15 protein-coding genes are annotated in these 12,867 nt (G+C 48.4%); 6 read left to right on the top strand and 9 right to left on the bottom strand.

Going from position 1 to position 12,867, the window contains the following annotated elements; genetic code table 11:
* Nucleotides 1-29 precede the first annotated feature (29 nt).
* The 3 genes from WG68_RS15455 to WG68_RS15445 form a co-directional block, all read right to left on the bottom strand.
* Nucleotides 30-1,034, bottom strand: coding sequence for an aspartate carbamoyltransferase (locus WG68_RS15455; RefSeq protein ID WP_046558627.1), 1,005 nt, complete (start codon nt 1,032-1,034; stop codon nt 30-32).
* Between the two features lie 216 nt (nt 1,035-1,250).
* Entirely contained in the window at nt 1,251-1,688 is a 438-nt protein-coding gene (locus tag WG68_RS15450) for a CopD family protein (protein WP_046558626.1), read from the bottom strand.
* Nucleotides 1,685-3,388 carry a chloride channel protein gene (locus WG68_RS15445; protein WP_046558625.1) on the bottom strand — a complete coding sequence of 568 codons (1,704 nt, stop codon included), beginning with the start codon at nt 3,386-3,388 and terminating at the stop codon, nt 1,685-1,687. Before WG68_RS15445 ends, WG68_RS15450 begins: the two co-directional genes overlap by 4 nt.
* Nucleotides 3,389-3,566: 178 nt before the next feature.
* On the opposite strand from WG68_RS15445, the gene erpA reads away from it, so the two are divergent.
* On the top strand, nt 3,567-3,908 hold the full coding sequence (gene erpA / locus WG68_RS15440) for an iron-sulfur cluster insertion protein ErpA (RefSeq protein ID WP_046558624.1): 342 nt from the start codon (nt 3,567-3,569) through the stop codon (nt 3,906-3,908).
* 81 nt (nt 3,909-3,989) lie between these two features.
* On the opposite strand, the gene WG68_RS19730 is transcribed toward erpA, so the two are convergent.
* Nucleotides 3,990-4,163, bottom strand: coding sequence for a hypothetical protein (locus tag WG68_RS19730; protein ID WP_162836471.1), 174 nt, complete (start codon nt 4,161-4,163; stop codon nt 3,990-3,992).
* A 252-nt stretch (nt 4,164-4,415) separates the two neighbouring features.
* On the opposite strand from WG68_RS19730, the gene WG68_RS19435 reads away from it, so the two are divergent.
* Nucleotides 4,416-4,658: a helix-turn-helix domain-containing protein gene (locus WG68_RS19435; RefSeq protein WP_019675992.1), complete on the top strand. Its 243-nt coding sequence runs from the start codon at nt 4,416-4,418 to the stop codon at nt 4,656-4,658.
* 22 nt (nt 4,659-4,680) lie between these two features.
* Here the strand turns inward: WG68_RS19435 and WG68_RS15425 are convergent, their stop codons facing one another.
* The 5 genes from WG68_RS15425 to WG68_RS15405 all read right to left on the bottom strand — a co-directional run bounded on the left by WG68_RS15425 (nt 4,681) and on the right by WG68_RS15405 (nt 8,756).
* A complete protein-coding gene (locus WG68_RS15425) occupies nt 4,681-6,021 on the bottom strand; it encodes an AmpG family muropeptide MFS transporter (protein ID WP_046558622.1) in 1,341 nt (446 codons plus the stop codon).
* Between the two features lie 63 nt (nt 6,022-6,084).
* On the bottom strand, nt 6,085-6,405 hold the full coding sequence (locus WG68_RS15420) for a hypothetical protein (protein WP_046558621.1): 321 nt from the start codon (nt 6,403-6,405) through the stop codon (nt 6,085-6,087).
* 54 nt (nt 6,406-6,459) lie between these two features.
* Entirely contained in the window at nt 6,460-7,041 is a 582-nt protein-coding gene (locus tag WG68_RS15415) for a peptidylprolyl isomerase (RefSeq protein WP_046558620.1), read from the bottom strand.
* Between the two features lie 4 nt (nt 7,042-7,045).
* Complete coding sequence (locus WG68_RS15410; RefSeq protein WP_046558619.1) at nt 7,046-7,597, bottom strand: YajG family lipoprotein; 552 nt, start codon at nt 7,595-7,597, stop codon at nt 7,046-7,048.
* A 4-nt stretch (nt 7,598-7,601) separates the two neighbouring features.
* Complete coding sequence (locus tag WG68_RS15405; protein ID WP_046558618.1) at nt 7,602-8,756, bottom strand: methyltransferase; 1,155 nt, start codon at nt 8,754-8,756, stop codon at nt 7,602-7,604.
* Nucleotides 8,757-8,788: 32 nt separating this feature from the next.
* Here WG68_RS15405 and WG68_RS15400 point away from each other — a divergent pair, with 32 nt between their 5' ends.
* From WG68_RS15400 to WG68_RS15385, 4 genes are all read left to right on the top strand, one after another.
* Nucleotides 8,789-9,412 carry an alpha-ketoglutarate-dependent dioxygenase AlkB family protein gene (locus WG68_RS15400; RefSeq protein WP_046558617.1) on the top strand — a complete coding sequence of 208 codons (624 nt, stop codon included), beginning with the start codon at nt 8,789-8,791 and terminating at the stop codon, nt 9,410-9,412.
* Nucleotides 9,413-9,541: 129 nt separating this feature from the next.
* Complete coding sequence (locus WG68_RS15395) at nt 9,542-9,874, top strand: BolA family protein (RefSeq protein ID WP_046558616.1); 333 nt, start codon at nt 9,542-9,544, stop codon at nt 9,872-9,874.
* 127 nt (nt 9,875-10,001) lie between these two features.
* The gene (gene fabV, locus WG68_RS15390; RefSeq protein ID WP_046558615.1) at nt 10,002-11,195 is read left to right on the top strand and encodes an enoyl-ACP reductase FabV; all 1,194 of its coding nucleotides are present in this window, start codon (nt 10,002-10,004) and stop codon (nt 11,193-11,195) included.
* Nucleotides 11,196-11,529: 334 nt separating this feature from the next.
* A complete protein-coding gene (locus tag WG68_RS15385; RefSeq protein WP_046558614.1) occupies nt 11,530-12,867 on the top strand; it encodes a Na(+)-translocating NADH-quinone reductase subunit A in 1,338 nt (445 codons plus the stop codon).

Raw genomic sequence — 12,867 nt, 5'->3', positions numbered from 1 at the left:
AGTGATGGCCGTGTTTTATACAGGCGACGTTACTTATTGGTGTACCAGGGCACAGCACATTCGTAATCTTTAACGATGTTTTCTACTCCCAGGGTCAGTGCAAACAAGGCCATTCGTACCAAAATGCCATTATCGGCCTGGCGGAAAATAGCAAGGTTGGGATTAAGGTTTAAATCGTTGTCTAATTCATTGGCTTCGATACGGGAATCGCGTGGCAATGGATGCATAATCACCGTATTCGATTTACAGTAGCGGGTATAAATTTCCTGATTTAACCGAAACTTGCCACGATACTGGTCAGCGTCGGCTTTTGATGGGAAGCGCTCTTCCTGAATGCGGGTTTGATAGACAATATCCGCATTTAAATGGCCTGCCAGTTTATCACTAATTACCAGTTGATGGCCGGCATTGGTCAGGCCGCTGATGATATCATCTGGCATCGCCAGTTCAGCCGGCGATACCAGGGTGAGTTTAACGTTGCGATACAAACAGAGTAACTTAGACAAGGAGTGCACGGTGCGGCCAAACTTTAAGTCACCTACCATGGCAATGTGCATGCCATCGATTTGCTGGCCCGAAGCGGCCAGTTCGCGTTCAATAGTAAACAGGTCAAGCAGCGCCTGGGTGGGGTGCTCATTGGCACCGTCACCGCCATTCAGTACCGGCACCCGGCTACCTTCAGCAAATTCCGCTACTGAGCCGGCCTGCGGGTGGCGCATGGCTATTACATCGCTGTAGCTGCTGATCACCCGGGCGGTATCAAATAATGACTCACCTTTAGATAAGGCTGAAGATTCCATGCCGGTAGTTTCCCGCACTTCGCCACCAAGCAGATTGAAGGCACAACCAAAACTGACCCGGGTACGGGTGCTGGGCTCGAAAAACAGGTTGCCTAAGATGGCGCCATCAAGCACCCGGGTGCGCTTTTTACGGCTGGCATAGGGTGCCATCTGGCGGGCTATATCAAAAATCTGAGTGATGCTGTCACGATCGAACTGTTTGACAGACAGGATATGCTGACCCTTGAAGCTCATAGTCAATACTCACTAAACACTTGCCGTTAGGCGCCGAACCCGGCGCAAAGTGGCCACTATTATACCTTATGGATTTCGAAATGCACGTAGGCGGCAAGACCGTGAATCTCCATGAGCTTAGCTGTACTAAGTGATTGGAGTGAATGGGTGCAGCCAACACCCGTGCAGTTTGAAAGACGACGGGTATATACGCAAAACCGGCTGGCAAAAGCGAGTTCAGCGGATCAGTGGTTTTAAAGTGGCCAGTAAAATAATAGCGAGCAGCAGTAGTACAGGTAGCTCATTAAAAACCCGGTAGAAACGCGGACTGTGCCGGTTGCGGTCGTGCTTAAAATCGGCCAGCAATTTAAAGCACCAGCCATGGTAGCCATACAGCAGTAGCACCAGCACCAACTTAAGATGCAGCCAGCCACTGGCAACAAACCAGGCTTTACCGTAGGCAGCAATTAACAACAGACCGAACACCAGGGTTAGGACGGCGAATGGCGTGACGAAAAACAACAAGCGTCGTTCCATCACTTTAAAGGTTTGATTGCAGTCGTCACTGCGGGTTTCGGCATGATAAACAAACAGCCGCGGCAGATAGAATATACCGGCAAACCAGGCAACCATAAAAAACACGTGCAACGCTTTATATAACAGGATCAGGCTCATAGTAGATTATTCTGTTTAGTCAGTAAGCTGCGAACCTGGTCCCAGCGAATAATGCCAATGGGTTCAGTCGGCGTATCCTGATAAATATACACCAGACCATCACGATTATCTTCCAGCAGAGAGAATACTTCGGCCATCGTTGTCTGATGAGACAGCCCCGCCACTTTCTGGTACTGAATAGCACTATCACCGCTGAGCGACAGGCTGACATCATAGCTGGCGGCAACAAATTCGGTGGTATCGCCCTGTGTTTGTTTCAGTAGCAACTGGGTTGGCGGCTGCAATAGCGCTAATTGCTGGCGCACTGTGCTTTCATCGGCATTACTGAGCAGCACATATTCTTTATTGAGTAAGGCCAGTACGCCGACTTTTTGCAGAATATCGTCAGCCGGCGCCAGTTTGTAAGGCATTTGCAAAAAGTCCAGTTGCATCATAAAAATGGATTTGTTGTTAAAGAACTGCACGGTCGTAACATAGGCCGTAATAATGACCACCATCGCCGGCAGAATAATTTGCTGGTTCGATGCCAGTTCGATGACTGCCAGTAAAGCTGCCAGGGGGGCATGTAAGGTTGCTGCCATTAGCCCAGCCATGCCCAGTACGGCGTAAGTGCCAGCGGTGCTGCTGTCGCCAATAAAGATAGCTGGCACAATCGCCAATATTGTACCTAATACAATACCAATGCCAAATACCGGGCCTATCACGCCACCGGGCACACCTAAGCCCAGGGCGACAATGGTTAATACCAACTTGCCGATAAAGATAACCAGTAACAGTTGCAAGTCGGTTGGATTATTAACCGCATGATAAATAGCCCCGGTTTCAGCCCCCATGGCATGTGGGATAAGGTAACCCACTGCTGCGGTAATCACCCCGGCCAACGCTAATCTGACTAATAATGGCCAATCTTTAAACCAGCGTATCAGCCGCATCAGATTTTGATTAAACAAAAATGCCACCGCACCAAAAATGATGCCGCAAATAATCAGGTAAGGAAAATGCCAGATACTGATCGCCACAATATCCAGTGACGCCAGTTCCCTGTCATGACCAAATACCAGTTGCGTGGCCAGCGCGCCAACTACCGACGCCAGCATGATCGGGATAAATACATGGATCCGGTATTCGCGTAACACCACTTCCATCACAAAAATAACAGCCGCTAACGGGGTGTTAAAAGAGGCGGAAATGCCGGCAGCAATGCCACAGCCCGCTAAAATACGAATGCTGTTGTAGGGTAGCTGTAAATAGCGGCCAACGGTACTGGCCCCATAAGCCCCCAGGTGAACCGAGGGGCCTTCCCGCCCGACCGAAAAGCCACTGGCCAGTGCAACGATGCCGCCAAAAAACTGATTTAAGGTGTTGCGAAAAGGCATAATGCCGTAGCGGGTTTTGATGCGGTGAATAACGAAAGGGATACCGAGCCGATAGTGCCGGTAGCCGGTGATAAACGCAATAACGCCAATAATAACAGCGCCAGCCAGCGGCAACAGCCAGACGATTTCGGGATCGGCACTGGCAAAGTCATCAGATTGGCTTAAAAAAAGGCTTTGTAATGCCACAATAGCCAGTCGGAAAATAATGATCAGTAAGGCCGCAATCAGGCCGCCAAGCATGCCCAACAGGCACAACTGTAAAGAGGTTTGTGGTAGAGCTAACCGGCGCTGCAACCCGGGCAGCCACTCTTGCCATCGCCGCATAAGAAGAATAATCAGTTAAACGATGGGCTAAGTCTAACATAAGCATCTGAGCTGGCAGATATTAATTGCTGTTGTAAGGTAAAATTAGCAGTGTGTTAAACCTATATCGGGGAAATACTTGAATAAATTACTCAGGTATTAGATAATTTGTGCCGTTGTAACCCCTGTTGGAGCTCTCATGTCTGATATGCAAATCCCTATAGAATTTACTGACGCTGCCGCTCGTAAGGTCGCAGCCTTGGTTAGCGAGGAAGAAAATCCGAACCTGAAGCTTCGGGTTTATATTACCGGTGGCGGCTGTTCAGGTTTTCAGTACGGTTTTACGTTTGATGAAAAAGTAAATGACGGTGATTTAACGGTGGAGAAGCAGGGGGTGGCGATGGTTGTCGATCCGATGAGCCTGCAATATCTGATGGGAGGCGTGGTAGATTACACTGACGGTTTGCAGGGCAGTCGCTTTATTGTCCAGAACCCGAATGCGACCACCACCTGTGGTTGTGGCTCATCATTTTCTGTTTAGAAAAAGTGGCTTTTTTGTAAATTATTTTAGACGGCTTTGGCTGATTTTTCGGCAAAGCCGTCTCTACGTTTGCTGGTTGCCTTATTGGCGGGTAGCAAACAACAACAAGGTTAAAACCAGCGCTATGACAAGGTTAAAGGCAATAATGTAGATAAAACCTTTTTTGCCCTGTGCCAGGCTCCAGTTGTTTTGCTGCAAATACAAATACCAGATGGCACACATTAATAAAGGTACTAGAAACAATAATTTAACCATTTTTAAAACCTCAAAATTCCTATAGTGATTACCGTTTTCAATCCGCATGTCGGTCGCTGCGTCGTTGCTTGCTTTTATCGATGTAAAGTAGTTGTACATTTTTTAACGCTTGTAGCTATACGCTCGTCGCATCCTATGGTTTAATTAACCGTTTTAAATTGCTTATTGCGTTGGCAATAAGGTTTGGATTTTTTTTCGCAGGAAGGCTGGTTGATCATAATAAAAGCGTAACACGCTGGGAGAACAAAAAATATGAAAGGTACTAAAAGTGTAATTTCAGACGAAAATAAACGTCTTTGTGTCTGGTTAAAGCGACAACGTCAGGACAAAGGCCACACTATGCGCAGTTTGTCTGAAATCTTAGGGACGCCCCATTCATTTATCGGTAAAGTTGAAAACCAGGAACGCCGCTTAGACGTCATCGAGTATGTACGTTATTGTCAGGCATTGGAAGTTGACCCAACCGAAGGGTTAAAGCAAGTGCTTAGCGCTTAAATTTAAACCACAGAAAAAGCCGCTAATCAGCGGCTTTTTTATTGGGTGCCAGTTCTTTAACTCTTGCCAGTACAATGATTAATACCAGTGCTGGAATGCCCATTACCGCCGTCATTATAAAGAAATTGCTGTAACCTAGCTGGTCAACCCATTGCCCGGAGAAACCACCGGTAAACTTTGGTAAAAGCAGCATTAATGAACTAAACATGGCATATTGCGTTGCGGTGAATGCTAAATTAACTAAAGACGATAAATACGCAATGAAGGCGCTGGTGGCAATACCTGCACTTAAGTTGTCGGCCGAGATAACCAGTGTCAGCCACATCAAATCGTATCCAATATGGCTTAATGCGGAAAACAAGATATTTGTTATCGCGCTTAACAGGGCGCCGACAAATAACACCTTGATAACGCCAAACTGATTAATCAGCACGCCGCCAAGGGCTGCGCCAACCAACGTCATGATTACCCCGAAAATTTTAGAGACGCTGGCAACTTCTTCTTTGCTATAGCCCATGTCCACATAAAAAGCATTGGCCATTACGCCCATCACCACATCTGAAATTCGATAACAGGCTATCAGTGCCAGAATAAGTAAAGCATGCCACTTATAGCGTTCGAAAAAATCAGTAAAAGGGGCCACTACAGCTTGTTTCAGCCAGGCAACAAAACGTTGAACTAGCGTACCCTCAATAAATTGCTGTTGCTTCAGGCCACTTTCCGGTTCTTTGCAAAGTAACGTCGTTGCGATGCCAGGTAACATACAGAGCCCCATAACCAGGTACGCTTGCTGCCAGCCAGCTAAATCATACGCTGAACCATCAGAGAATATAGCGGCTAACCACAGGGTACCGGCTGACGCCAGAATCATCGCTAACCGGTAGCCTGAAAGATAGGCAGCAGCAAGGGCTGCCTGGAGTTCAACCTCAGCACTTTCGATACGAAAAGCATCAACATTAATATCCTGAGTTGCAGAGGCAAATGCCAGTATCACTGCCAGCGTGGCCATCAGTGCCAAATTCTGTTGTGGATCGGTCAGGGCAATACTACAAATGGCAAAAGTAACTAAAACCTGCGAGGTAAGCAGCCAGCTGCGTCTTCTGCCCAGGAGTTTGTGTAACAGCGGAATTTTCAGGTGATCCGCTAACGGCGACCACAACCATTTTATTGCATAGGCTAAAGCCACCCAACTAAAGTAACCAATGTCTGCACGTGATACTTCTGCTTCACGCAACCAAAACGATAACACGCCGAAAACCAGCATCAGCGGCAAACCACTGGAGAAACCCAAAACGAAGATACTCAGCACCCGGCGTTGGAAATAAATACCCAGGCCAGACAGCCAGCAAAAATAAGAAGTCAAAGAATATATCCGGTCAGGAAAGCTGTGTGCAAGCTTACCTTGCTGATAATTCAGGTCAAGTGATTAAGGTCTGACACCAATACAATCCAGCGGGCAATGGCCTTTACCGCGCAAAAAACACAGGCAATCCTGAATATTTCTGCGCAGCTGGCGGTTATGCCGCAAGCTATGGGCAGACCAGAATTCCAGTTCATGCAGCAGATGCCAGAATACCCACTCTCGTAAGCTGCCGGGAGCGCCTGCCCGCATTTGAAATTGCGACCATTCTTCCAGAGTATCCCAGACAAACAAATGTAATTCGCTGTGGGCAAGCCGACCGCGTAAAAACCGGGATACGTAGTACACCAGTTGCTGAGATTTAAGTTCGATAAATCGTTCTGTCATGGTCTGCCTTAACTGTTGCAAAAGGGCCAACAATTAAGGCAAGTATAGCCGGTTTTACTCGCTTGGCAGCAGGCGCACCGTTTTTAATAGCAGCGGCTGGCTTGGTACGTCAGGCCAACCGAGCTGTTCACTGGTTTCGGTTTCCAATGCATTGATTTTATCCAGCACGTCAAAGCCACTGACCACCTGACCAAATACGGCATAGCCCCAGCGCGAGCCGGGATCGAGGCTGTTGTTGTCGGCGAGGTTAATATAAAACTGGCTACTGGCACTGTGTGGGTCAGATAGTCTGGCCATAGCAATGCTGCCATATTGGTTTTTCAGACCGTTGCCTGACTCGTTAAAGATAGCTTTACCTTGTTCAATCTCTTTAAATTGCATGTTGTAGCCGCCACCTTGCACCACAAAACCGGCGATTAGCCGATGAAATACGGTATTATTGTAGGCGTTACGTTTTACATAACTTAGAAAGTTATTGACGGTAAGCGGTGCGCGGCTGCGATCCAGCTCCAGCACTATAATGCCGGCGGTGGTGTCCAGTTCAACCCTTGGGAACAGATTATTGGGCTGCATAAACTGGCCGGCCTGTAACGGCAACACCCACAGCGCTACCAGAAAAGCTAACAATACACGCATTGTCTTATCTCCTAATAAAGGTTTGCCAGCTGTCGTCACCTAACAGGTCGGTAAGCACCTGTTCGGTCAGCACCCTTAACTCGCGTTCAATCACGGCGATATCGGCTCGCAATGGCGCTATTACCCGGCTGTCGCCACTGTAAGCTTTAGAAAAGCTATTACCGTTATTTTGCACCAGCACTGTCATTGTTACCTGGTTAACGACTTCATGATCGAGTGGCCGTTGATTGACCCGGGCCTGTAACTGATTAATCTGAATGGTTAGTGAGCGTTGACTCTGGCTACTGACATTGGCACCGCGGGCACGCAGTGCATCTGCTACAGTTTGTTCCAGTTCTGCTCTGAGATCATTGGCGGTGGCGTAACCATCGCTTTTATTACCCCGTTGAATAACCAGGGTATTCAGGCTTGAACGGTGATCAAGCAGGTAAAAGCTGAATGTGCTTTGCGCCAGGGACGGCGCCTGTGGCCAGAATACTTGCGGGCTGACAATTAACATTGGCGGCTTACTGGCGCATCCGGCCAGCAAGAATAAACACAGCAACACAGTTCGCATCGGCTTAGCTCCTTTTAATGGCTTCTAGTATTACAAACTTTGGATTTGCGGCTAACTGTTGGCAGTGGCCAAATAACCGCTGCAGTTGCTGCTGATAATTCAGGTGACGGTTAGCCACAATACGCAAGCGGCCACCGCGTTTCAATACCCGTTTAGCCTCGGCAAACATTTGGGTGGCGATATGCGTCGTAACTGTCTGTTGCTGATGAAAAGGCGGGTTACAAATAATCTGATCAGCCGTTTGATCGGGTTGGCTGGCCAGGCAGTCATCCACGATAAATTCGGCACTCGCCAGGCACTGCGGGATGTTCAGTTCAACATTGGCTTTAGCCGATGCCACTGCCATATAAGACTCATCCGTAAACACCATATGCATGTCTGGCTGCTGCTTTAGCATGGTCAGCCCCAATACACCATTACCACAGCCTAAATCGATTATAAGCTGGCCTGCGGTGTCCTGCGGCAGATGCTGTAGCAAAAAACGCGCACCTAAATCTAACTTTTCCCGCGCGAAAACATTAGCATGATTAACTAAGATAAAGCCGGATTCTTCCAGTGGCCATTGCAATGGGAATAGTGGCTGCGTTTTAGCAGGACCGGCCTGACAGCGGATTAACCGGCATTTTTTTACCGTGAGAGACGCCTGGGCCTGACCCAGTTGCTTATCGAACATGTCCAGCACATTGCGGTTAATATCTTTGGCTTTAGCTGCTGCCAGAATGACAGTGCTGCTATTCACCACTGCGGCCAGCTGGCTTAAAATAAAACTCAGATAACTATGGTTATTGGGCAGCTTCAGTAACACTATATCCGCGGTGGCCGGCAACGGGGTTACACTGTCATAACTTACCAGCGGCTGGCTGTCCAGGGCATTAGCTGCCCGGTTGTGTGCGATTGCTTGCTTTGCCAGGTAAGAATCAGTACTGCTGACTTGCGGGCAGTGCGCCAACGCACAGGATAGCGCACCAAAGCTGTCATTAATGATCAGTAACTGCGGTGTGGTAGCATGTGCTTGTTGGTATTCGTTAATCGCGCTGTTCGCTGCATCTATAAGCAGCTCATCGGCGGCGTCCCAGGCTTGCAAACTGCGATTCGGTTGATTGAGTGGCCAGCGCTGGAGTGTCAGATTGATCTGACCGAACTGAAATTGGGTATTCATAGCAACAACGTCTTAGCAGAGAGAGCCGCATTTTGACACGCCAGACGCAGAGCGACAACCGCAAAGCGGTTGCACAGCACTTTTTATTGCCTGATGCAGCGTTGACGCTTTGGCCAGGCTGGTTAAACGCTGATGCAAGCCACGCGTTGCAAACCCGGCTTATTGCTGAATTAGCCTGGCGCCAGGAGCAAATCCGTATTTACGGCAAAACCGTCAAGATCCCACGCCAGCAGGTCTGGATGGGCGAGTCCCATTGCAGTTATCAATATTCTGGTGTGCGCTTTGAGCCAACGCCCTGGCACCCAGCCGTGCAGCAGCTTTGTCAGCAGGTAAGTGATGCGACTACCAGTGCTTTTAATTGCGTATTGCTTAATCTGTATGCAAATGGTCAGGACCATATGGGCTGGCATGCGGATGATGAACCGGAACTAGGTATGGCGCCGCTTATTGCTTCACTCAGTTTAGGCGCGAGCCGCCGGTTTGACCTCAGGCATAGAACCCTGAGCCATCGGCTGCAATTGCAACTGGACAATGGCAGTTTATTACTGATGGCCGGTGCCTGTCAGCAGCACTGGCAGCATAGCCTGCCCAAGCAACGTCGGGTGGCTGCGCCACGGCTTAACCTTACTTTTAGATATATAACGCCAGTTTGTTAGACAAAACTATTTTTAGTAAGGCTGCCAGTTTGTTAGCTGGCGGTGTTAACCCAAGCCTGAAAAAGCAGGCGACAACAACGGTCTGCTTAACTAAGATCAGTTTATATCTCACGTCAGGGAATGAGAACCATGTTAATTCATACCGCTATAGAACAAAAATTACTGAACGCCTTTGAGCCGGTGTTTTTAGAAGTGATCAACGAAAGTGGCAACCATAACGTACCGGCCGGCTCTGAATCGCATTTTAAGGTGGTAATTGTGACACCGGCTTTTGACGGTATGCGTTTATTGCAGCGCCATCGGGCAGTGAATGCCATTGTGGCCGAAGAGTTAGCTGAAAAAATTCATGCGCTGGCTTTGCACACCTATACCCCGTCTGAATGGTACGAATACTATGCAGAGAAACCACCGGCCTCACCGAAATGTTTTGGTGGTAGCAAAACCGATAAAGCCCTGTTTTAGGGTTGTCTGACTAGATTTATCTGGCTAATTTGCGCGCAAATGAAATAAACAGGCTGATCAGACCTGTTTTCTGCGTTAAAGTTTTACACTAGCGTAATTTTTTAGCGAGCTAACAGCAGGACTTCATATGGTTATTCAACCGAAAATTCGTGGTTTTATCTGTACTAATGCGCATCCGGTAGGCTGTGCTGAGAATGTTAAACAGCAAATTGACTATGTTAAGCAGCAGGGGCCGGTCACCAATGGTCCGAAAAATGTGTTGGTTATCGGGGCGTCAACCGGTTATGGCCTGGCGTCAAGAATTACTGCCGCCTTTGGCTCAGGTGCAAACACCTTAGGTATCTTTTTTGAAAAAGCGCCTACTGACAGCAAAACAGGATCTGCCGGCTGGTACAACACCGCAGCCTTTGAGCAAGCTGCTGCCACTGAAGGTTTATGGAATAAACACCTGAATGGTGATGCTTTTACTGATGAGCTAAAAGCCGAAGCGATTAACCTGATCCGCAGCGACATGGGCAAAATTGACTTAGTCGTCTATAGCCTGGCGGCACCACGGCGTAAAGATCCGGTTAGCGGTGAAGTGTATAGTTCAGTTTTAAAGCCGATAGGCCAAGCCTATACAGCCAAAAACCTGAACACCACTAAGCGCGAAATTGAAGAAGTGTCGGTAGAGCCGGCCAATGACGATGAAATCTTCAATACCGTTAAAGTAATGGGCGGTGAAGATTGGGAGCGTTGGTTAGATCAACTGCATGCTGCCGGCGTACTGGCCGATAACTGCCAGACGGTAGCTTACACCTATATTGGTAAAAAGCTGACCTGGCCCATTTATGGTAAAGCGACTATTGGCCGGGCCAAAGAAGATTTAGATCGGGCTGCCGGTGCCATCCGCAGCAAACTTAGCGACGTTAAAGCTAAAGCCTATGTGGCATCACTCAAAGCGCTGGTGACCCAGGCCAGTTCTGCTATCCCCATTATGCCACTGTATATTTCCTTGTTATACCGGGTGATGAAAGAGCAGGGCAGCCATGAAGGCTGTATTGAGCAAATTAACGGCTTATTCCGTCTTGGCTTGTACAGCGACACGCCTTTGCTGGACGATGGCGGCCGCTTACGGATGGACGGCAAAGAGCTGGCTGATAACGTACAGGATAAAGTGGCCGCGCTGTGGGATCAGGTAAGCACTGACACCATTGACAGCCTGACCGACTATGATGGCTACCATACTGAATTTTTACATTTATTTGGTTTTGGTTTTCACGGGGTTGACTACGATGCCGACGTTGCGGCGCAGGTACCCTTGGCAAATCTTGCTAACTAATTAGTCGTATTGACAAGCCGCCAACTGGTGGCTTTTGTTTGCGCTTGTTTTAGCACTGCGCCGCGCTATCCCAATCAAGTGGGTACTTCAGCAGTGAAATTGGCTGGTGCCAGCTGACCAAATTCGCTGGTCAGGGTTCAATGATTTTGCAGAGAATTTTTCGCTGTACCATGGATAGCGGCTGGCTTTAATGCTAGAATTCGCGACTTTAATACGTGTATCTGATTAAAAAATAATCGCTGCGGGGGTTATATTAGTATAATCAGGTGTGCTGCACTGGCTGCAGCTGAAAAACTAGACCCGGTTTCTTCTCAAAATAGTAGTGCAAGTACGTATGATAAAACTCAAAAAAGGCTTGGACATTCCCCTTGCAGGCAGTCCTAAACAAGAGATCAGTACGGGTAATGCCATTACTACCGTCGCCGTTTTAGGTGAAGAGTATGTGGGCATGCGTCCGACAATGTCAGTCGAAGTAGGTGATACGGTAAAAAAAGGTCAGGTGCTTTTCGAAGACAAGAAAAACCCTGGCGTTAAATTTACCGCGCCGCTTGCGGGTACGGTCAAAGAAATTAATCGTGGTGCTAAGCGCGTACTGCAATCAGTGGTTATTGCCGTTAGTGGTAATGATGCTGAGCAGTTCACCCGTTATAGCAGTGATCAGCTGGCAGGCTTAAGCCGCGAGCAAGTCACCCAGAATCTGCTTGACTCGGGCTTGTGGACTGCCTTGCGCACCCGGCCGTTCAGCCAGATCCCAGCCACTGACAGCCAGCCTCGTGCCATTTTTGTCAATGCGATGGATACTAATCCATTAGCCGCTGACCCTACGGTAATTATTAATGCAGAAGCGGAAGCCTTTACTCAGGGCCTGACGTTGTTAAGCAAGCTGACCGATGGCAAAGTATTTCTGAGCAAGAAAGCTGGCAGCCAGTTACCGGCCAGTTCAGCGGTAGAAGTTGCTGAGTTTGATGGCCCGCATCCGGCAGGCTTAGTAGGTACTCATATTCACTTCTTAGAACCAGTCAGCATGAAAAAAGTGGTATGGCATATTGGTTATCAGGATGTGATTGCCATGGCGAAGCTGTTTTTGACAGGCGAGCTGGATGCTAACCGGGTTGTTGCTTTGGCCGGTCCTGTAGTGAAAACGCCACGGCTGGTGAAAACTGTGCTGGGTGCTTCTTTGGCAGAGCTGACCAACGATGAACTTAATGACGGTAAAAACCGTATAATTTCAGGCTCAGTGTTGGCTGGTAGCAGTGCCCATGGTGTACATGGTTATTTAGGCCGTTACCATAATCAGGTGTCGGTGCTGGCCGAGGGTTATGACAAAGAGTTTTTAGGTTGGATAGCCCCCGGTGCCACTAAATTTTCGGTTACCCGTGCATACTTGTCACATCTGAGCCCGAAGCGCCTGTTCAATATGACAACCACCACTAACGGCTCAGCGCGGGCTATGGTGCCAATTGGTAATTATGAGCGGGTAATGCCGCTGGACGTATTGCCAACGTTGTTGTTACGGGACCTGGTTTCCGGTGATACCGACAGCGCCCAAACCCTGGGTTGCCTGGAGTTAGACGAAGAAGATTTGTCATTGTGTACCTTTGTATGCCCTGGTAAATACGACTACGGTACTATTCTGCGCAACTGCTTGACGACCATCCAGAAGGAAGGCTAA

The sequence above is a fragment of the Arsukibacterium ikkense genome (genome assembly GCF_000987775.1).
GTDB lineage: Bacteria > Pseudomonadota > Gammaproteobacteria > Enterobacterales > Alteromonadaceae > Alishewanella > Alishewanella ikkense.
The sequence above is the reverse complement of the archived record's forward strand: the minus strand, read 5'-3'. Positions and strand labels throughout refer to the sequence as shown.